Source organism: Georgenia sp. M64, from assembly GCF_038049925.1.
Classification (GTDB): Bacteria; Actinomycetota; Actinomycetes; order Actinomycetales; family Actinomycetaceae; genus Georgenia.
This window is the reverse complement of record NZ_CP145809.1, coordinates 527,834-548,547: the sequence shown is the minus strand read 5'-3', so window position 1 is coordinate 548,547 and position 20,714 is coordinate 527,834. Positions and strand designations below refer to the sequence as shown.

14 protein-coding genes are annotated in these 20,714 nt (G+C 74.3%); 3 read left to right on the top strand and 11 right to left on the bottom strand.

Going from position 1 to position 20,714, the window contains the following annotated elements:
• Positions 1-348: 348 nt before the first annotated feature.
• The 6 genes from AAEM63_RS02415 to AAEM63_RS02390 form a co-directional block, all read right to left on the bottom strand.
• The gene (locus AAEM63_RS02415; RefSeq protein WP_341360123.1) at positions 349-1,980 is read right to left on the bottom strand and encodes an RNB domain-containing ribonuclease; all 1,632 of its coding nucleotides are present in this window, start codon (positions 1,978-1,980) and stop codon (positions 349-351) included.
• A 9-nt stretch (positions 1,981-1,989) separates the two neighbouring features.
• On the bottom strand, positions 1,990-2,538 hold the full coding sequence (locus AAEM63_RS02410) for a hypothetical protein (protein WP_341360122.1): 549 nt from the start codon (positions 2,536-2,538) through the stop codon (positions 1,990-1,992).
• 25 nt (positions 2,539-2,563) lie between these two features.
• Positions 2,564-2,824, bottom strand: coding sequence for an HPr family phosphocarrier protein (locus tag AAEM63_RS02405; RefSeq protein WP_341360121.1), 261 nt, complete (start codon positions 2,822-2,824; stop codon positions 2,564-2,566).
• 55 nt (positions 2,825-2,879) lie between these two features.
• The gene (locus AAEM63_RS02400) at positions 2,880-4,961 is read right to left on the bottom strand and encodes a fructose-specific PTS transporter subunit EIIC (RefSeq protein ID WP_341360120.1); all 2,082 of its coding nucleotides are present in this window, start codon (positions 4,959-4,961) and stop codon (positions 2,880-2,882) included.
• 139 nt (positions 4,962-5,100) lie between these two features.
• Positions 5,101-6,060: a 1-phosphofructokinase family hexose kinase gene (locus AAEM63_RS02395; protein WP_341360119.1), complete on the bottom strand. Its 960-nt coding sequence runs from the start codon at positions 6,058-6,060 to the stop codon at positions 5,101-5,103.
• Positions 6,057-6,824 carry a DeoR/GlpR family DNA-binding transcription regulator gene (locus AAEM63_RS02390; RefSeq protein WP_341360118.1) on the bottom strand — a complete coding sequence of 256 codons (768 nt, stop codon included), beginning with the start codon at positions 6,822-6,824 and terminating at the stop codon, positions 6,057-6,059. The genes AAEM63_RS02395 and AAEM63_RS02390 overlap by 4 nt, the downstream gene beginning before the upstream one ends.
• A 166-nt stretch (positions 6,825-6,990) precedes the next feature.
• On the opposite strand from AAEM63_RS02390, the gene AAEM63_RS02385 reads away from it, so the two are divergent.
• The gene (locus AAEM63_RS02385) at positions 6,991-8,682 is read left to right on the top strand and encodes a putative PEP-binding protein (protein ID WP_341360117.1); all 1,692 of its coding nucleotides are present in this window, start codon (positions 6,991-6,993) and stop codon (positions 8,680-8,682) included.
• Between the two features lie 99 nt (positions 8,683-8,781).
• Here AAEM63_RS02385 and AAEM63_RS02380 read toward each other — a convergent pair whose 3' ends face one another.
• Both AAEM63_RS02380 and AAEM63_RS02375 read right to left on the bottom strand, forming a co-directional pair.
• Positions 8,782-9,108, bottom strand: a complete 327-nt coding sequence (locus AAEM63_RS02380; protein WP_341361286.1) for a sterol carrier family protein — start codon at positions 9,106-9,108, stop codon at positions 8,782-8,784.
• Positions 9,109-9,253: 145 nt separating this feature from the next.
• Entirely contained in the window at positions 9,254-13,411 is a 4,158-nt protein-coding gene (locus AAEM63_RS02375; protein ID WP_341360116.1) for a 5'-nucleotidase C-terminal domain-containing protein, read from the bottom strand.
• A gap of 242 nt (positions 13,412-13,653) precedes the next feature.
• On the opposite strand from AAEM63_RS02375, the gene AAEM63_RS02370 reads away from it, so the two are divergent.
• The gene (locus tag AAEM63_RS02370) at positions 13,654-15,159 is read left to right on the top strand and encodes an MFS transporter (RefSeq protein ID WP_341360115.1); all 1,506 of its coding nucleotides are present in this window, start codon (positions 13,654-13,656) and stop codon (positions 15,157-15,159) included.
• Positions 15,160-15,166: 7 nt separating this feature from the next.
• On the opposite strand, the gene AAEM63_RS02365 is transcribed toward AAEM63_RS02370, so the two are convergent.
• The 3 genes from AAEM63_RS02365 to purL all read right to left on the bottom strand — a co-directional run bounded on the left by AAEM63_RS02365 (position 15,167) and on the right by purL (position 19,590).
• Positions 15,167-15,895 carry a copper homeostasis protein CutC gene (locus AAEM63_RS02365; RefSeq protein ID WP_341360114.1) on the bottom strand — a complete coding sequence of 243 codons (729 nt, stop codon included), beginning with the start codon at positions 15,893-15,895 and terminating at the stop codon, positions 15,167-15,169.
• Between the two features lies 1 nt (position 15,896).
• The gene (gene gdhA, locus AAEM63_RS02360; RefSeq protein ID WP_341360113.1) at positions 15,897-17,234 is read right to left on the bottom strand and encodes an NADP-specific glutamate dehydrogenase; all 1,338 of its coding nucleotides are present in this window, start codon (positions 17,232-17,234) and stop codon (positions 15,897-15,899) included.
• 64 nt (positions 17,235-17,298) lie between these two features.
• On the bottom strand, positions 17,299-19,590 hold the full coding sequence (purL, locus tag AAEM63_RS02355; RefSeq protein WP_341360112.1) for a phosphoribosylformylglycinamidine synthase subunit PurL: 2,292 nt from the start codon (positions 19,588-19,590) through the stop codon (positions 17,299-17,301).
• Positions 19,591-19,699: 109 nt separating this feature from the next.
• On the opposite strand from purL, the gene AAEM63_RS02350 reads away from it, so the two are divergent.
• On the top strand, positions 19,700-20,713 hold the full coding sequence (locus AAEM63_RS02350; protein WP_341360111.1) for a DUF2804 domain-containing protein: 1,014 nt from the start codon (positions 19,700-19,702) through the stop codon (positions 20,711-20,713).
• Position 20,714 lies beyond the last annotated feature (1 nt).

Below are 20,714 nucleotides of genomic sequence, written 5' to 3'. Positions count from 1 at the left end.
TTCCGGCCGGAGAGGTCGAGATGAGATTGAAACGCTTCATAGCCGGGACGACCCGAACACTAGCGACACTTGAAACGTTTCGACAAGAGTCGGCCAAGAACGGTCATGGTCGAGCGGTGCTGGGACGGCGCCCGTTCCGCTGGGCGCCCGGCTCCCGGCTCCCGGCTGTTCCGTGCGGGCCGGGGCAAGATCCGCCCCCGTGGATCGGGTGAGCCCTGCGAGATCCGAGATCCGCACACGAGGTTGCTCTTCTGGTCGCTGTCAGCGACCAGAAGAGCAACCTCGTGGCGGGCGAGCCGTCGCGTCCGGGACGTCGGTGGGGAGCGTCCGAGCGTCGGGGCAAGAGCGTCAGACCAGGCTGAAGAGCACCTTCCGACCGGGCACGTCGGCCTCGACGAGGCGCACGCGGACCTCCTCGCCGACGGGGAGGGACGAGCCCTCGACCCGCCCCTTGACGGCAACCTCCCGCAGCTCGACCGTCCCGCGCTCGCGCCGGTCGTCCTCGCGGTCCGTGCCGCCGGGCGGGGCGACCTCTCCGTCGGACTCGGTGATGACCCCGGCGAACTCCTCGCCCTCACGACCGCGGAGGACCAGGGCCTCGAGGGCGTCGACTGCCCCGCGCTCGTACGCGCCGGCCCGCCGCGTCGCCGCGGACATCGTCGCCGGCAGACCCGGCAGGGCGTCGAGCACCCAGGGCGGGACCGGCTTCCCGCTGCAGTGGGCCAGGCACACCGCCAGGCCGTACCGGTCGACGAGCCGTCGCAGCGGAGCGGTCACGTGGGCGTACTCGGCCGCGATCGCGGCGTGCCGTGTGTTGGTCGGCTCGGCACCGGCGTCGCCTCGTGCCCGACCGACGCCCGCCTCGCCGCCCGCTGCCTCGCCGACTCCCGCCTCGACTCCCCCTGCGTCGCCGCCGGTCTCGTCACCGACGCCGAACGCCAGGTAGCCCGCACCGCGGAACAGGGTGGTGGCCTCGTTGAGGAACGCCGCGTGGGCGGGAACCGCCGAGTCGAGGCTGCGCACGAGCTCGGGGTAAGGGGTCGACCTCGGCCACTCGACGCCGAGCGCGCGGGCCGTGCGGCGCAGCCGGTCGACGTCGCGCGGGTCCGCCTCCGGCAGCGTGCGCAGGATGCCGACGCCCGCCTCGCGCATCATCGCCGCCGCCGCCATGCCGGTGAGGAGGGAGACCTGGGCGTTCCACTCCTCCACCGGGAGCGTGGCGCGGTACGACAGGACGAACCCGTGCTCGTTGCGCACGACGCTCTGCTCGGGGATGTCGAGGGAGATCCCGCCGCGGGCGCGCTCCTGCTCCACGCGCAGCTCACCGAACCGTCGGAGCAGACGCGGCAGGTCCGCCGGCACACCGGTCGGCAGCGGGGCCCGGCCGTCGTGCGCGGCCTGGACCTCCTCGTACGTGAGCTGGGCCCGGGAGCGGACGACGGCGAGCTCGACCCTGGCGTCGACGAGCGCGCCGGTGGCGTCGACGCGGAGGTGCCAGAGGTAGGCCGGCCGGTTCTGCCCCTCCAGCAGGCTCGCGACGCCGGCACCGAGCTGTGGCGGGTGCAGGGCGTAGGAGCCGTCAGGGCCGTACACGGTCACGCCGCGGGCGTGGGCCTCGCGGTCGATGGCCCCGCCGGGCGTGACGAACGTGGAGACCGCTGCGATGGCGTACCGCACGCGGAGCCCGTCGCCGTCGGTCTCGAGGTGGAGGGCCTGGTCGAGGTCGCGGGACCCGGGCGGGTCGACGGTGACGAAGGGGATGTCGGTGGCGTCCACGGTCGCCACCTCGGGGGTGGGACCCCCGGGCGCGACGCCACCCGGCGCGGCGCCGTCGCCGGAGCCGCCCGCGGCCTCCTCGGCCTCGGCCATGACCTCGGGCGGGAAGTCCGGGGAGATGCCCAGCTCGTCGCGCAGGGAGGAGAGCGCCCGGAGCACCTCCTCGGGCGGGGCGACGTCGAGGCGGAGGTAACGGCTGACCACGGGGGAACCCTACGGCCGCGCGCCCTCACCCGCCCCGCGAGCGGAGCGCGCCCGGAACGAACGCCGGTCCAGCACGAGGGCCACGACCGCACCGGCGAGCGCCCCGACCGGCGCGAGCCCGAGCAGCAGGAACCAGAAGAGGTCGGAGCGGTCGAGCTCGGACGCCGGGGTCGCCAGTGCGAGGACGGCGGCGAGAGCAGTACCGAGAACGGCGCCCAGCAGGATGAACCGGCCGATCCGGGGGGCCTGGCGCACGGTGGCGGGGTCCACGACGTCGGCGACCCGGCGCTCCTCCGCGGCCTGCTCGTCGGCTCCCGGCTGTCCAGGGCTGGCGCCCGGGGTCACCCCGGGTGTGGAGGTGCCAGGCGTCGCGTCAGGTGTGCCGGCCGGGTCCGACGTCACCTCGAGTGCGTCGGCCTGGTCCTGCATCGCCACGGGCGCGTCGGCCACCGTCGGCGACACGACCGCCCCGTCCGGCGCCGGGTCCGCCGCGGTGGGCGCGGCTCCGGCGCCGTCCGGGGCGCGGTCGTCGGGCGGGGGGACACTCGTGCTGCTCACAGGACGAACGTACCCGCCGGCCGGATCACTCGGCGTCGAGGTCCTGCTCGACCAGGGCGACGATCTCGGCGAGCGCCGTCTCGTCGTCGGACTCGACGACGACCTGGGCGCCCTTCTCGGCACCGAGGGTCATGATCATCAGCGCCGACGCGGCGTCGACAGCCTCCTCGCCGTCCATGGCGATGGTGATCTCGTCGTCGTACTTCGACGCGGCGGCGGCGATGATGGCGGCGGGGCGGGCGTGGAGGCCGACGGCGGACCCGACGACGGCGGTCTGGCTGGGCATGTGTGCTCCTTCGGTGGTTGTCGAACGGGTCAGACTTCGGTGGTTGTCGAACGGGTCAGACGGCCGCGACCGCGACGTCCTCGGCGGGCTCGTCGGCCGTGCGGCCGACGAACTCCTTGGCCAGGATGACAAGGGTCGCGGAGACCAGCATCCCGGCGACGATAGCGCCGACGAACGCCAGGACGTTGCTCATCGCGAAGAAGACGAAGATCCCGCCGTGCGGAGCACGGGACTGGGCGTCGAAGGCCATCGCGATGGCACCGGTGACGGCGCCGCCGGCCATCATCGAGGGGATGACGCGCAGCGGGTCGGCAGCGGCGAAGGGGATCGCCCCCTCGGAGATGAACGAGGCGCCGAGCAGCCACGCGGCACTGCCGTTCTCCCGCTCGACCTCGGTGAAGAGCTTCGGCCGGACCACCGTCGCGAGGGCCATGGCCAGCGGCGGCACCATGCCCGCGGCCATGACGGCCGCCATGACGCGCAGCGTGGCCGGGTCGGTCACCACCAGGCCGGCGGTGGCGAAGGCGTAGGCCGCCTTGTTGACCGGGCCGCCGAGGTCGAAGCACATCATGAGGCCGAGGATGATGCCGAGGATGACGGCGGAGGTGCCGCTGAGGCCGCCGAGCCAGTTCGACAGCCCCGTGGTCACGGCCGCGAGCGGCTGCCCGAGGACGACGAACATGAGCCCGCCGGCGAAGACCGTGGCCACCAGCGGGATGATGACCACCGGCATGAGGCCGCGCAGCCAGCGCGGCACGGCGATGCGGGAGATCCACAGGGCCGCGACACCGGCGAGCAGACCGCCGATGAGGCCGCCGATGAACCCGGCGCCGACGAAGACGGCGACGGCACCGGCGGTGAAGCCCGGGGCGATGCCGGGTCGGTCGGCGATCGCGAAGGCGATGTAGCCGGCCAGCGCGGGGACGAGGAAGGCGAACGCCGCGGCCCCGAGCTGGTGGAGGACCGCGCCGAGGTAGGCCGTCAGGCCCCCGTCGGGGAGGTTCGTGAGGCTGTTGTTGACGACGATGTCGGCCGACTCGAAGACGATGTCGTACCCGCCGAAGAGGAAGCCGAGGGCGATGATGAGGCCGCCCGCCGCGACGAACGGGATCATGTAGCTCACGCCGGTGAGCAGCGCCTGCTTGAGGCGCGAGCCGATGCCCAGCCCGCCCGCGGCGGCCGGCGCGCCGGCGTCGGAGGCGGTGCCGGAGACCCGGCGGGAGGACGGGTCGTCGGCGGCGCGCAGCGCCTCGGTGATCATCACGCCGGGCTCGTTGATCGCACGCTTGACGCCGGACTCGATGACCGGCTTGCCGGCGAAGCGCTCCTTGCCCTTGACGCCGACGTCCGTGGCGAAGATGACCGCGTCGGCCGAGGCGATGGTGGCCGCGCTCAGCGGGGTCGTCGCGCCCGAGCCCTGGGTCTCGACCTCGACGGTGACGCCGGCCTCCTGGCCCGCGGCCACGAGCGCGTCGGCGGCCATGTAGGTGTGGGCGATGCCGGTGGGGCAGGCCGTGATGGCGACGATGCGGCGCGTGGCTGCGCCGTCGGCGGTGGCCGGGCCGGCCGTCGCGCCCGGCGTGGCGGAGGCAGCAGCCGTGGCGGGCACCGAGCCGGCCGGTGCGGCACCCGCCGAGGGGGCGGCGCCGACGGCCTGGTCCGCCGGGGCCGCGGCAGGCGGGTTGACGACGCCCTCGACGAGGGCAACGACCTCCTCCGCGCTGCCCGCTCCCCGCAGCGCGGCGACGAAGTCCTTCTTCACCAGGGCCCGGGCGAGCTTGGTGAGGAGCTTCATGTGCTCGGACCCGGTGCCCTCCGCGGCGGCGATGAGGAACACGAGCTCGGCGGGGCCGTCGGGCGCACCGAAGTCGACCTTGGGGTCGAGGCGGGCGAAGGCGAGGGACCCCACGCTGACCGCCGTCGAGCGGCAGTGCGGGATGGCGATGCCACCGGGGAGGCCGGTGGCGGACTTGCCCTCGCGCTCGAGGGCGTCGGCGGTGAGCCCGGCGGCGTCGGCGCGCCCGGCGGCCGCCACGCGGGCGGCCAGAGCCGCGATGACCTGGTCCTTGGTGGAGCCGAGGTCGGCGTCGAGCGTCACGAGATCCGGTGTGATGAGCCCGGAGGTCTCAGCGGACATGGTCTTCCTTCCTGATGGGGCCGGACGGACTGCTGCTGTGCGGGGCCGAGCCGTCGGGCGGTGCTGCGGTGCGGTGCTGCGTGCTGGGTGCGGTGCTGCGGTGCGGTGCTGGCTTGCGGTGCTGGGGCTCTTGGTGGCGTCAGCGGACGCGGGTCACGACGACCCGGTCCGGGTCGGTCTGCTCAGGTCGCGGCAGCGCCGTCCCGGGGAGGGACGCCGCGGCCGAGCCGTAGGCGACGGCTCGTCGGAGCCGGTCGGGCTCGGGCGCGCCGACGATCGCGGCGAGGAGGTACCCCGCCAGCGAGGAGTCCCCGGCGCCGACCGTGCTGCGAGGGGTGATGGGGGGCGGCGCGGCGGACCACGCGCCCTCCGCGGTGACGAGGAGCGCACCGGCGGCGCCGAGCGTGGCGAGCACGGCCCCCACGCCCCGGGCGACGAGCGCCCCGGCCGCCGCGACGGTGGGCGCGAGGTCCCCCGACTGCGCCGCCGCCTCCAGGAGTGCCCCGTCCGCGCCGGTGAGCTGGCCCAGCTCCTCGGCGTTGGGCTTGAGCAGGTCGGGCGCGGCGGCGGGGAACCGGGCGGCGAGCTCGCGCAGAGGGGCGTCGGAGGTGTCGACGGCGACGCGCACGCCCCGGGTGTGCAGCTCGGCCACGAGGCGCGCGTACCACCCGGCGGGCACCCCGGGCGGGAGCGAGCCGGACAGCGCCGCCCAGCCCGCGCCGTCGGCGGCGTCGAGGAGCAGGGTCGCCAGCGCGTCGACCTCGGCGGCCGTCAGCGCCGCACCGGGCTCGTTGAGCTTGGTGGTGGTGCCGTCGGGCTCGGTCACGGTGAGGTTGGTGCGGGCGAGCTCGGCGACCGTGAGGTTGCGGTAGGCCAGGCCGACCCGGTCCAGCCCGGCGAGGAGCGGGTCGTCGCCACGGGCGGGCAGCACCGCGACCGCGGCCTCGCCGGCGAGCGCGACGGCCCGGGCGACGTTCACGCCCTTGCCACCGGGCTCGACCGTGACGTGCTCGATGCGGTTGACCCCGCCGCGCTCGAGGGGGCCGCGCAGGTGGGCCGTGCGGTCCAGGCTGGGGTTGGCGGTCAGGGTGACGATCATGCGACGACGACCTCCACGTCGAGGGCCTCCAGCGCCGCCCGGTCGGCGTCGGGGACCCCCGTGTCGGTGATGATGACGTCGACGTCCTCGGCCCGGGCGAAGCTGACCAGGTGCTCCTGGCCGAACTTCGAGGAGTCGGCCAGCGCGACGACGCGCCGGGCGGCCGCGACCATGGCCCGCTTGGTGCCGGCCTCGTCGGGATCGGGGGTGGAGAGGCCGTGCGCAGCCGTGATGCCGTTGGTCCCCAGGAAGGTGACGTCGACGCGCGTACGGCCGAGGAGGCTCTGCGCCTCGTTGCCGACGGTGGCCTGGGTCACACCGCGCAGCCGGCCACCCAGCAGGTAGACGGGCATCACGGCGCGGGCGGCGAGCGCCACAGCGGCCGGCACGGAGTTGGTGATGACGGTCAGCGCCGGGTCGGCCGGCAGCAGCGCGGCCAGCTGGGCCGCGGTCGTGCCGCCGTCGAGGATGACGGCACCGCCACCGACGGGCAGGTGCGCGAGGGCGGCCCGGGCGATGCGCTCCTTCTCCGCCACGTGCGTGGCGGCCCGCTCGGGCACGTCGACCTCGACGAGGCGCAGGCTCTCGGCGGGGACGGCGCCGCCGTGGACGCGGCGCAGGATGCCGCGGCGGTCGAGGATCTCCAGGTCGCGCCGGATGGTCTCCGAGGCGACCTCGAGCTCGGCGGCGAGCCGACTGACGGACACGCGACCGTCCCGGTGCGCCGTCCGGGTGATGAGCTGCTGCCGCTCCTCGGCGTACATGCGGGCGTCCTCGCCTTCGGTGGACCTCGTCGTCACACATCCCCACACGTTCGGATGTGATGTTGAGTGACATTACCCCCGGTTCTGTTGTTTTGGCAAGAGCGGTTGGCGTACAGTTCTGCCAATACCACGCGGCACACGCCGCCCCCTCAGCGCGGAGGCATTGATGAGCACAGAACCGCTGGCCACCACCACGGGCAGCACGACGATCGAGGGCACCGCGGTCGTGCCCGGGGTGGGTTACGCCCCGGCGGCCTGGACCCGGCCCCGCCCCACGGTCCCCGCCGAGGCGCCCGCCGTCGCGGAGGACGCCCGGGAGGCGGAGGTGGCGCGGTTCCAGTCCGCGGCCGAGACCGTCGCCGGGCGGCTCACCGCCCGGGCCGAGAGGGCCACCGGCGCCGCCGCCGAGGTGCTCGGCGCCACCGCCGCCCTCGCGCAGGACCGCGGCTGGCTCCGCGCGGCCACCAAGGCCATGCGCGCCGGCACCCCGGCACCCCAGGCGGCCCTGGCCGCCACGGAGCAGTTCGTCGCAGCCTTCGAGAAGCTGGGCGGGCTCATGGCCGAGCGCGCGACGGACCTCCGTGACATCCGCGACCGCGTCGTCGCCGAGCTCGAGGGCCTCCCCGAGCCCGGGGTGCCGACCCCTCGCGAGCCCGTCGTCCTCCTCGCCGAGGACCTCGCCCCCGCGGACACCGCCGGGCTGGACGCCACGCTCGTCGTCGGCCTGGTCACCTCCCTCGGCGGGCCGACGAGCCACACCGCGATCATCGCCCGCCAGCTCGGCATCCCCTGCGTGGTGGCCGCCCCGGGGATCCGCGAGGTGGCCGAGGGCGAGCCGGTCCTCGTCGACGGCGCCGCCGGCACCCTGACGCTCGGCGTCGACCCCGAGGCGGCCCTCGCGGCGGTCGCGGCCGACGCCGAGCGCCGCGACGCCGTCCGGCGCTGGCAGGGACCGGCCGCGACCTCCGACGGCGTCCGGCAGCAGCTGCTCGCCAACGTCGGCGACGGCGCGGCGGCGCGCAAGGCCGCGGGCGGGCAGGCCGAGGGTGTCGGCCTCTACCGCACAGAGCTGGGTTTCCTCTCGGCGGACAAGGAGCCGTCGGTCGAGGAGCAGGCGGCGATGTACCAGGAGGTCTTCGGCGCGTTCGGCGGCAGGAAGGTCGTCGTGCGCACGCTCGACGCCGGCTCGGACAAGCCCCTGCGCTTCGCCAACCTCGAGCACGAGGACAACCCCGCGCTGGGGGTCCGGGGCATCCGCATCGCCGAGCGCGAGGAGGGGCTCCTCACCCGCCAGCTCGACGCGGTCGCCGTCGCTGCCCGGGAGGTCGGTGCCACCGACCCGTGGGTCATGGCGCCCATGGTGGCGACGGTGCCGGAGGCGGCCCGGTTCGCCGAGCTCGCGCGCGAGCGCGGGATCGTGCCGGGGATCATGGTCGAGGTGCCCTCCGTCGCGCTGCTCGCGGCCCACTTCCTCGAGCACGTGGACTTCCTGTCCATCGGCACCAACGACCTCTCCCAGTACACGATGGCCGCCGACCGGCTCTCCCCCCACCTCGCGGCGCTCACCGACGCCTGGCAGCCCGCGGTGCTCACCCTCGTGGCGCTCACCGCGGCCGCCGGCGCGCAGGCCGGCAAGCCCGTGGGGGTGTGCGGCGAGGCCGCGGCCGACCCGACCCTCGCGTGCGTCCTCACGGGACTGGGCGTGACGTCGCTGTCGATGGCGTCCTCGGCGATCCCGGCGGTCGGTGCCCGGCTCGCGTCGGTCACGTCCGCGCAGTGCCAGGAGGCCGGCCGTGCGGTGCTCACCGCGCCCGACTCGCGCAGCGCCCGGGCGGAGGCGGCCCGCATCCTCGGCTGATATGCAGGTGCTGCCGTCACGTGGGCGGGGCGGCCGCGCGGGTCTCCCGGCCGCCCCGGAGGCCCGCGGCGGTCCTCCGCGGCCGGGACCGACTCGCCGTCAGACCCGCAGCAGCGGCAGGACGGGGCCGAGGTCGGCGCGTGTGCCCGACGCGCTCACGCGCCCCTCGGCCACCGCCCGCGTCCAGCTCAGCGCGCCCGTGGCGAGCTCGAGCCAGGTCTGCGGATCCGTCTCGACGACGTTCGGCGGCGTACCGCGGGTGTGACGCGGGCCGGCGATCGCCTGGACTGCGCCGGCCGGGGGCACCCGGACCTCGACGCTGTTGCCCGGTGAGCTCGCGGCGAGCTCCTCGAGCGCGAAACGCACCGCCGTGCGCACCACCGGGGCGGGGGCGTCGCCGCCGGCCCAGCGGTGCACGGCGGCCATCCCCTCCACGGGGTCGATCCGGCGGCGCACCCTGCCACGGTAGTGCGTGCCGGGGCCGCGTGCGGGCCGTCCGCTCACGCGTGCGCCGGCGCACCGCGGCCCCGCCCACCGGGTCGGTGGACGGGGCTGCGGGGCGTTCAGACCGTCAGGCGCTGGTGACCAGTCCACGACGCCGGGTCACGGCGAGGGTGAGCCCGCCGAGCAGGACGAGCGCGGCCGCACCGAGCGCGAGGCCGGACGTGTCCGCACCGGTCCGCGGCAGCGCCCCGCCGGGACCGACCTTGTCGCCGTCCTTGTCGCCGGCAGCACCGTCGTCGTCGGGCCCGTCGACGACCACGCCGCCGACGCCCTCGATGACGTACTCCCACGCGATGACGGTCTCGCCGGCCACGAAGGCCAGGGTGGCGATGTCGCCGTCGGCGTACCCGGACAGGTCCGGGATGGTGAGGACGGCGCTCGCGCGACCCACCTCGTCGGTGGTGTCGACGATGGCCGGGTCGATCGGGAACCGGCCCAGCTCGGTGTCGTCGAGGTAGACCACCAGCTCGGTGGGCTTCGGCTCGTTGGTGGAGAACAGCAGCGAGCTGAGGTCGATGCTCATCTCCTGGCCGGTCTCTATCGTCGAGGTGTCGGTGTTCTCCACGACGCCGACGGCGCGCTGGGCGTAGTCGGGCGAGACCGGGCCGTCCTGAGCGGCGAAGAAGTCGACCATCGCGGTGAGGTCGATCTGCCCGGTGTCCGCGGCGTTGGTGCCCTCGGCGAAGACGGTGAAGTTGTCACCGCCGCCGGCGAGGAAGGAGTTCATCACCACGCTGTAGCTCGCGGCCAGGTCGATCGGCTCGCCGTTCAGCCACACCTCGGTGATCCGCTCGCCCTCGGGCGCCTCGGGGTCGTAGGTGTAGAACAGGCCCGCGGAGACGCCGAGCTTGAGGAACGGGCGCGAGGCGCCGTCCGGCTGCCACTGCTGCTCGAGCGCCTCGACGATCTGCGCACCGGTGAGGTCCTTGACCACGAGGGTGTTGGCGAACGGCTGCATGACCGCCGCCTCCTCGTACGTCACCACACCGTCGGTGTTGGTGTCCGAACCCTCCTCGCCGGCGTAGGTGAGGTCGTCGCGGATGCCGCCCGGGTTCATGAACGCGATCTCCGCGTCCGGTGCCGTGCGCTGCGCCGCCCAGAGCTGGACGTCGGCGATGAAGTTGCCCACCGTGGACTCGCCACCGCGGTTCTCCGTGCCGTCGGACTGCTGGGCGCGGTTGAAGTCGGCCGTGATCTCCCCGATCGGGACCGCTCCGAGGACCTCTGCCTCGGCGACCGCCGCGTCGACGATCGCCTGGATGTCGGCGTCACCCTCGCAGAACGGCACGCCGTCGGCGTCGACCAGGTCGACGAGCTCCGCCGTCGCGACGACCTCACCCGTGGCGAAGTCGTAGACGAAGCTGAGGTGGCCCAGCTGCTCGCCGTACTGGGCGGCCTGGGTGACCCAGGTTCCGTCCACGTTCACGGCGTACGGCTGGTGGGTGTGGCCGGAGACGATGGCCGTGATCGAGTCGTCGGCGTTCTCGACGAGGTCGCCGTACGGGGTGCCGGAGGCGCTGGCGAGGTCCGTGCTGGGGGCCCCGTCGTGGACGAGGACGACGATGACGTCGGCCTCGCCGTTGCCGGCGTCGCCGTCGGTGAGCTCGGCGGCGACGGCGTTGACCTCGGTGGACATGTCCCGGAACTCGAGGCCCTCGATGCCGGTCGGCGAGACGAGGGACGGCATGTCCTGGGTGATGGCGCCGATGAAGCCGACGCGGACGCCGCCGACGGTCTCGACGTGGTACGCGTCGTAGACCCGCTCGCCGTTCTCGTAGATGTTCGCCGAGACGTACGGGAAGTCCGAGGCCGGGATGACCCGGCCGTCGACGTCGGCGCGGCCCTTGTCGAACTCGTGGTTGCCGAAGGTGGAGACGTCCAGGCCCATGGCGTTCAGCACGTCGAGGGTGGGCTGGTCGTTCGCCACGGCGGAGACGAAGGTCGACGCGCCGATGTTGTCGCCGGCGGAGACGAACAGGGTGTTCGGGTTCTCCGCACGGAAGGAGTCGACCGCGCAGGCGAGCACGGCGGCGCCGGCGGACTGCCGGTCGGCCTCGATGCGGCCGTGGAAGTCGTTGATCGACAGGACGTCGACCGTGGCCGGGGCGGGGACCGCCTCGACGACGGGCAGCGCCCAGGTCAGCGCGGTGCCGTCGTCGGTGAGCGCGGTGAAGGCCACCTCGCCGCCGAGCGGGGCGTCGGCCGGGACGGCGACAGTCACGGTGGCGCGGCCGGTCTCGTCGCGGCTGGGCACGATCGTCGTGTCGACGGGGGCGGTGAACGTCTCCCCGCCGATGCTCACCTCGACGGTCGAGGGCTTGGGCTCGTTCGTGGTGAACGCCAGGGAGGAGAGCTCGATGTCGGCGAACCGGCCGGGGACGACCTCGCCCACGGTGACGCCGACGGAGCGCTGGGAGTAGTCGACCTCGACGGTGCCCGTGACCTCGAGGTAGTCGATGAGGCCCTGGAGGTCGATGACGCCGGTGTCGATGAGGTTCGTCCCGGAGTCGAAGACGGTGAAGCCGTCCTGACCGCCGAGGAGGAAGGTGTTCGACGCGACCCGGTAGGTCGCGGCGGGGTCGAGCGGCGCGCCGTCGATCGTGACCTCGAGGATGCGCGAGCCCTCCGGGGCCTCGGGGTCGTAGACGTAGTCGACGTTGTCGGACAGGCCCAGGCGCAGGACCGGGCGGGAGGACCCGTCCTGGAACTGCTGCTCGAGCATGAGCGCGACCTGCGCACCGGTGAGGTCGATCGTGCCGATGGTGTTGCCGAACGGCTGGGTGGTGAAGGCCTCGGCGTAGGTGACCGAGCCGTCTGCGTTGCCGTCGAGCGCGGCGCGGATCCCGCCGGGGTTGATGATGCCGAGATCGGGGGCGAGGCCCACCTGCTCCGCCGTCCACAGGGCCACCCCGCCGAGGAAGTTGCCCAGGGGCGACTCGGTGCCGCGGTTGGAGCCGTCGACCTCGCCGGTGTTCGAGCCGTGGTTGAGCGGCCCGTCGAGGGTGCCCACGACCTCCTGGCCCAGGACGGCCGCCTCGGCGAGCGCCGCGTCGACGATCGCCTGGACATCGGCGTCGCCGGGGGCGGCGGCGTCGATGGCGATGTTCGTGCCGGTCGCGCCGGTGACCTCACCGGCGGCCGTGTTGTAGGTGAGGGTCATGCGGGAGAGGAAGTCACCCGAGGAGCCGCCCTGGATCACCGGGATGGTGGTCGCGGCGTTGACCTCGACGTGGGTGTGGCCGGTGAAGACGGCGTCGACGTCGGCGGAGAGAGCACCGAGGAAGGCGTCCGTGGCGCCGGTGTGCGCGAGGGCGACGACGATGTCGGCCTCGCCGTTGCCGTCGACGCCGTCGGAGAGCTGGGCCGCGTAGTCGTTGGTGGTCGCGGCCTCGTCGGCGAAGGTCAGGCCGGCGATGCCGTCCGGGGCGACGATCGTCGGGGTGTCGGTGGTGACCGTCCCGACGAAGCCGACCGTGACGCCGGCGGGCGAGGTCCACACGTAGGTGGCGGGCATGTCCGGGGTCTCGCCGCCGACGTTGGCCCCGAGGTAGTCCCAGCCGGCGAGCGGCTCGACGCGCCCGGCGAGGTCTGCGTAGCCCTTGTCGAACTCGTGGTTGCCGACGGCGGAGGTCTCCAGACCCATCGCGTTGAGGACGTCGATGGTGGGGACGTCCTCCTGGATCGCCGACTCGTAGGTGGACCCGCCGATCGAGTCACCTGCGGAGACGAAGACGGTGTCCGGGTTCGCCGTGCGGATCTCGTTGATGACCTGCGCCATCCGGGGTGCCTGCTCGAGCGCGCCGTGGAAGTCCGTGATGCCGAGGATGTCGAGGGTCACGACGTCGCCGTCGACCGTGGCCGTGCTCGGTCCGGCCTCCTCCGCGGTGGCAGCCGGCTCGGTGGCGGGCTCCGTGGCCGGCTCGGTGGCGGGCTCCGTGGCCGGCTCCGTGGCCGGCTCGGTGGCGGGCTCCGTGGCCGGCTCGGTGGCGGGCTCCGTGGCCGGCTCGGTGGACGGCTCCGTGGCCGGTTCGGTCACCGGGTCCGTCGCAGGCTCCGTGGCCGGGTCGGTGACGATGTCGCCGGTGCTCACCCCGGCTCCACCGGGGTCGGTGACGTCGGCGGTGGCGGGGACGGTCAGTCCCAGGGCCGCCAACGAGACGACGCCCAGCGCTGCCGCCGGGCGTGTGAGGACTGACGCACGGTAGTGCGCTCTGGAACGTGACATTCGTGACCTCGAACCTCTGAAAAAGGGGACGCAAACGCTCCGGACGATAGTGGTCCGGGACACACAGCGGGAGTCCCCTGAACGGGGGTGACCGGATCGTTATACGGCCGTAACCGCCTGTTATCCCCCGCGTCGCCCCTGCGTGGTCCGGGCCTCGGACCGGGGGCCCCTGCGCCCGACGAGGAGGGCACGTGGTGCCCGCCCTGCGCGCGCGTCCGGCCCGGTCCTGCTAGACCTCGGGGGTGCCGAGCGACGAGGTGACCGACCGGTGGCGCGCCTTCGCCGTCTGCCTCGGCGCGGGGTTCATGACGCTCCTCGACGTCTCCATCGTCAACGTGGCCCTCCCCTCGATCGAGGCCTCGCTCGGCGCGGGCCCGTCGGACCTGCAGTGGATCGTCGCGGGCTACACCCTGGCGTTCGGCCTCGTCCTGGTGCCCGCCGGCCGGCTCGGGGACGTGCGAGGACGGCGGACGGTGTTCGTGGCGGGCCTGACGGGCTTCGTCGTGGCCTCCGCCGCGTGCGGCCTCGCGACGACGCCGGAGATGCTCGCGGTGATGCGGCTCGTGCAGGGCCTCGCCGCGGGCGTGCTCAACCCCCAGGTCGTCGGGCTCATCCAGCAGCTCTTCACCGGCCCGGAGCGGGGCCGGGCGTTCGGCCTGTTCGGCGCGACGATCGGTGTCTCCACCGCCGTCGGCCCCCTCCTGGGCGGGCTGCTCCTCGCCGTCTTCGGCGAGGACCAGGGCTGGCGCGCCGTCTTCCTCGTCAACGTCCCACTCGGGGCCGTGCTCATCCCGCTCGCCCTGCGCTACCTGCCGCGGACGGACCGGGCGTCCCTGGCCCCGTCGTCCCTGGTCCCGTCGTCCGGGGGCCCGCCGACCGCCGACCGGCAGGTGACGACGGGAGCGCCGGGCGCCCGGCTCGACCTCGACGTCGTCGGTCTGGCACTGGTCGCCGTGAGCGTCCTGTGCGTGCTGCTGCCCTTCGTCAACGCCGCCGAGGGCGGGCGGTCGCACTGGTGGCTCCTGGGCGTCGCGGCGGCCTCGGTCGTGGCCCTCGTCGCCTGGGAGCGCCGCGTCGAGCGCGCCGGCCGCACGCCGGTCATCCCCTCCTCGCTGGTGCGCACGCCCTCGTTCGCCTTCGGCGCCGTCGTCGGCACCGCCTACTTCGCCGGGTTCACCGCGATCTTCCTCGTCGGCACCCTCTACCTGCAGAACGGCCTGGGGCTGAGCCCCCTGCAGGCGGGCCTCGTGCAGACGCCGTTCGCCCTCGTCGGGGCCGTCTCCGCCGCGGTCAGCGGCCGGCTCGTCCAGCGGTGGGGCCGTTGGACGGTCGTGACGGGCATCGTCGTCATGTCCGGCGGGGTGCTCGGGGTCGACCTCACGGCCGCGCGGCTGGACGGCCCGGCCGCCGCCGTGTGGATGGCGGTGTGGTTCGCCCTCGCCGGCCTCGGCAACGGCGCGGTCATCTCACCGAACCAGGCGCTCACGCTCGCCGACGTGCCCGTCGCCGGCGGCGGCACCGCCGGGGGCCTGCTCCAGACCACCCAGCGGATCGGCGCCTCGGTCGGGGTCGCCGGGATCGGGGCGGTCTTCTTCTCCTCGCTGGCCGGGGGTCCCGCGCGCGGGCACGGTCCGGCGCTGAGCGTCAGCCTGCGGGTCACGCTCGCGCTGTTCGCCGTCGCACTGACGGTGGCGCTCCTCGACGCGCTGCGGCGCCGGCGCGGACCGCGCGAGCAGCCCGCCCGGTGAGCCCGTCTCAGCCGGCGACTGCGACGGCGTCGACCGCGGCCCGTGCCGCTGCGACGAGCCCCGCGTCGGTCACGTCGTAGCCGTCGTCGCCCCCGCCGGGGCCCGCGGGACCGGCGTCCGCCACCCGCACCCGGGCGGAGAGGTGCACGCCGGCCACCCCCGTGGCGGCGAGCGCGGCGACGTCGCCCGGGTGGACCCCGCCACCGGCGACGACCTGGACGCCGCCCGCCGCCGTCATCGCCTCGAGCACGCCCGCCCCCGCCAGCGCGCGCGGCGCACCGCCGGAGGTGAGCACGCGGCGCACCCCGAGGCCGGCGAGCTGGTCGACGAGGGCCGCCGGGTCGGACCCCCGGGCGAGGAGGACGTCGACGCACCGGTGCACGGTGACGTCGCGACCCTCGGCCGCCCGGACGAGGGCCTTGAGGGCGTGGCGGTCCAGTGCAGCGCCGTCCGCGGTCAGGGCCCCCACGACCACGCCCGCGGCCCCGGCGTCGATCGCCGCCTCGACGTCGCGCACCATGCCCGAGACCTCGACGGCGGAGCAGACGAACCCTCCCGGGCGGGGCCGGACGAGCACGTGCACGGCGACGCCGAGGTCGGCCGCGGCCTCGATGGCGCCCGCCGACGGCGTGAGCCCGCCGAGGGAGAGGGCCTGGCACAGCTCGACCCGGTCGGCGCCGCCCGCCGCGGCCGTCTGCGCGCCCGCGACGTCCTGGACGGCGATCTCGAGGTCCACCTCAGATGACGCCCTGGTCGACCATCGCGTCGGCGACCCTGCGGAAGCCCGCGATGTTGGCGCCGAGCACGTAGTCGCCCGGGGAGCCGAACTCCTCCGCGGTCGAGGCGCAGGTGTCGTGGATGCGGTCCATGATCGTCTCGAGCATCGAGGCGACCTCGGCGAAGCTGCGGGCGTGCCGCGACGCGTTCTGCGCCATCTCCAGCGCCGACGTCGCGACACCGCCGGCGTTGGCCGCCTTGCCGGGCCCGAACAGCACGTCGGAGGTCTGGAAGACCTCGACGGCGTCGGGGGTGGAGGGCATGTTCGCGCCCTCGGCGACCACCGTGACCCCGTTGCGCACGAGGGTCTCCGCGCCGTGCCGGTCGAGCTCGTTCTGGGTGGCGCAGGGCAGGGCGACCGTGCCGGGCACGTCCCAGACCCGTCCGCCGCGCACGAGCCGGGCCGACGGGCGCCGCTCGACGTAGTCCGCGACCCGCCCCCGCTCGACCTCCTTGACCTCGCGGAGCAGCTGGAGGTCCACCCCGTCCTCGTCGACGACGTAGCCGCTGGAGTCGGAGAACGTCACCGGCGTGGCGCCGAGCTCCTGGGCCTTGGCGATGGCGTAGATCGCCACGTTGCCCGAGCCGGACACGATCACCCGCTGCCCCTCCATGGACCGCCCGGTGGTGGCGAGCATCCGGTCGGCGAAGATGACGACGCCGTAGCCGGTGGCCTCGGTCCGTGCCCGCGAGCCGCCCCAGCCGATGCCCTTGCCGGTGAGCACACCGCTCTCGAACCGGTTGGTCAGCCGCTTGTACTGGCCGTAGAGGTAGCCGATCTCCCGGCCGCCCACACCGATGTCACCGGCCGGGACGTCGGTGTGCTCGCCCAGGTGGCGGTACAGCTCCGTCATGTACGACTGGCAGAAGCGCATGATCTCGCCGTCGCTGCGCCCGTGGGGGTCGAAGTCCGAGCCGCCCTTGCCGCCACCGATCCCCTGCCCCGTGAGCGCGTTCTTGAAGATCTGCTCGAAGCCGAGGAACTTCACGATGCCGAGGTTGACGCTCGGGTGGAAGCGCAGCCCGCCCTTGTACGGGCCGAGCGCCGAGCTGAACTGCACGCGGAACCCGCGGTTGACCTGGACCCGGCCGGCGTCGTCGACCCACGGCACGCGGAACATCAGCTGCCGCTCGGGCTCCACGATCCGGCTGAGGATGGCGTGGTCCCGGTACTCCGGGTGCCGCGCGAGCACCGGGCCGAGGGTCTCGAGGACCTCGCGGACGGCCTGGTGGAACTCGGCCTCGCCGTGGTTGCGGTGGAGGACCTGGTCGTAGACCTCCTGGAGATCGTCCTGCATCGTTCGTCGTCCGTTCGTCGAGGTGGCGCGGGCGCGCCGGTCGGGCCCGCGTCGCGGCGTGGGGTCAGCCGAAGTGGCGCGGCAGGGTCGCCGACGAGGCGGCGGAGAGCTCCTCGATCGTGAGGGAGAAGGCCCCCGTGTCGAGCCGGGCACCGCCCGTGGAGCCGACCCGGGCGACGGGGACCCCGTGCGCGGCGGCGAGGGACTCGAGCTCCCCGGCGCGGCCGGGGTCGACGGCGACGAGCGCCCGCGCACCGGTCTCGGCGAACATCAGCGTGGTGAGGTCGACGGCGTCGCGCGTCACCACCGCATCGAGGTCGACCGTCGCGCCGACGCCGTAGCGCAGCACGCCGTCGACGAGGGCCTGGGCCAGCCCGCCGGTGGACAGGTCGTGCGCGGCCCGGGCGAGGCCACCGGCGGCGCCGAGCAGGACCTCGGCGAGCGCACGCTCGGCCTCGAGGTCCACCGCGGGCGGCAGCCCGCCCAGGTGGTGGTGGACGACGTCGGCCCACGCCGAGCCGTCGAGCTCCTCGGCCGTGGCGCCCAGCAGGTACAGGGCGAGCCCGGCCTCGGTCCACCCGGAGGGCGTGGCGCGGGTGACGTCCGCCATGACCCCGAGCACCCCGACGACCGGGGTGGGGTTGATGGAGGAGTCGATCCGGCCCGGCTCGCCGGTGCCGTTGTAGAGGGAGACGTTGCCGCCGGTGACCGGCACGCCCAGCGTCCTGCAGGCGTCGGCCAGGCCGGTGACCGCCTGGACCAGCTGCCACATCGCGTCCGGGTCCTCGGGGGAGCCGAAGTTGAGGCAGTCGGTCACGGCCAGCGGCCTCGCGCCGACGGTCGCGACGTTGCGGTAGGCCTCGGCGAGCGCCTGCTGGGCGCCGGTGTACGGGTCGAGCTTGGTGAACCGGCCGTTGGCGTCGGTGGAGAGCGCCACCCCGAGGTTGGTCTCCTCCACCACACGCACGACGCCGGCGTCGTCGGGCTGGGCGAGCGCGGTGTTGCCCTGGACGTACCGGTCGTACTGGTCGGTCACCCACGCCTTGGAGGCGAGGTTCGGCGAGGCCACGAGCGCGAGCACCTGCTCGCGCAGCTCCGCCCCGCTGCGCGGGCGCGGCAGGTGGCGGGCGGAGTCGGCGTTGAGGTCGTCCTGCCAGGCGGGGCGCGCGTAGGGCCGGTCGTAGACCGGCGCGTCGTGCGCGACGGTGCGCGGGTCGACGTCGACGATGCGGTGGCCGTGGTGGTCGATGGTGAGGCGGCCGGTCCCGGTGACCTCGCCGATGACGGCGCTCTCGACGTCCCACCGGCCGGTGATCTCGAGGAACGCCTCGAGCTTCTCCGGAGCGACGACCGCCATCATGCGTTCCTGGGACTCGCTCATGAGGATCTCCCCCGCGGTGAGCGTGGGGTCGCGCAGGAGGACGTTCTCCAGGTCGACGTGCATGCCGCCGTCGCCGTTGGAGGCCAGCTCGGACGTGGCGCAGGAGATCCCCGCCGCCCCCAGGTCCTGGATGCCCTCGACGACGCCCGCCGCGAAGAGCTCGAGGCAGCACTCGATGAGGACCTTCTCCATGAAGGGGTCGCCCACCTGGACGCTCGGCCGCTTGGTGGGCATCCCGTCCACGAAGGTCTCGCTGGCGAGGATGGACGCGCCGCCGATGCCGTCGCCGCCGGTCCGGGCGCCGAAGAGGACGACCTTGTTGCCCGTCCCGGAGGCGTTGGCGAGGTGGATGTCCTCGTGGCGCAGCACGCCCAGGCACAGGGCGTTGACGAGCGGGTTGCCCTGGTAGGAGGGGTCGAAGTCCACCTCGCCGCCGATGTTGGGCAGGCCCAGGCAGTTGCCGTAGCCGCCGACGCCGGAGACGACGCCGTGGACGACGCGGGCGGTGTCGGGGTGGTCGATCGCGCCGAACCGGAGCTGGTCCATGACCGCCACGGGCCGGGCGCCCATCGAGATGATGTCGCGGACGATCCCGCCGACGCCGGTCGCGGCGCCCTGGTACGGCTCGACGAAGCTGGGGTGGTTGTGCGACTCGACCTTGAAGGTCACCGCCCAGCCCTGGCCGATGTCCACGACGCCGGCGTTCTCGCCCATGCCGACGAGGAGGTGCTCGCGCATCGCGTCGTCGGTCTTCTCCCCGAACTGGCGCAGGTGGATCTTGGACGACTTGTAGGAGCTGTGCTCGGACCACATGACCGAGTACATCGCCAGCTCGGCGGCGGTGGGGCGCCGGCCGAGCAGGCCGACGATCTCCTCGTACTCGTCGTCCTTGAGCCCGAGCTCGCGGTACGGCAGCCGGACCTCGGGGGTGGCGGCCGCGTGGGCGACGGTGTCCGGCTCGACCACGCCAGTCATGGTTCCTCCGCTCGGGTCGGGTGCGGGGTCAGGGTACCCGCGCGTCCTGGCCGCCCTCGTGCGTGTCCGCCGGGCGGGCGGGGTGGCGGTGCGCGACGATGGTGCGGTGGTGGCCGAGATCACCCACGAGGTGGACCTCTGCCTTCCCTCCGGGGCCCTCAACCCCGCTGCGGTGGGCTGGACCCGCACGCCGCTGCACCGGGCCAACCTGCGCACCGGGGACCCGCTCGGCCGGGCCGCCACGTGGGCGCGGACCAAGCGGTGGGACTCCTGGAGCGTCCAGACCCCCGAGCACTGCGTCGTCCTGCAGCTCTCGAGCCTGAACTACGCGGCGCTGCACGAGGTCTGGGTCCTCGACCGGGCCACCGGCGTCCAGCTCGGCTCGACCGCCACCGTGCCGCTGGCCAGGGACGTGCGCCTGCCCAGCCGCTACGGCGGCGGTCCGGCCCGCGGGCAGAGCGGGTCCTTCGCCGTGGCGTTCGACCCGGTGGCCGAGGGGATGCGGCTGCGCGCCGTGGCGCCGCGGCTGCGCCTGGACCTGGTCGTCGAGGAGGTCCGCGAGCGCGAGTCGCTCGGCGTCGTCGTGCCGTGGAGCGACCGGCTCTTCCAGTACAGCCTGCGCCAGGTCGCGCTGCCGGTGCGGGGTCGGATGTGGCTGGACGAGCGGGAGATCACCGTCGAGCGTGACGACCCGAGCTGGGCGGTGGCGGGCTACGGGCGCGGCCGGTGGCCGTACTCCGTGGAGTGGATCTCCGCCGTCGGGTCGGGCCTCGTCGACGGCGTGACCACGGGCCTGCAGCTCGGTGGCCGTTGGACGGACAGGACCGGCACCACCGAGAACGCCATCGTCCTGGACGGGCGGGTCCACCGCATCAACGAGGACCTCTCGTGGGCCTACGACGCGGCCGACCGGGGCGCGACCTGGTTCGTCACCGGCGACCGGGTCCAGGTGCAGCTCCGGCCCTTCCACGTCCGCTCGGCCACGACCAAGCTCGGCGTGCTGTCCACCACCACGTACCAGAGCTTCGGCACCTGGACCGGCTGGGTGGTCGACGACGCCGGTGAGCGGCGCCGGGTCGACGGCCTCGTCGGTTGGGCGGAGGACGTCGCGAGCCGTTGGTGAG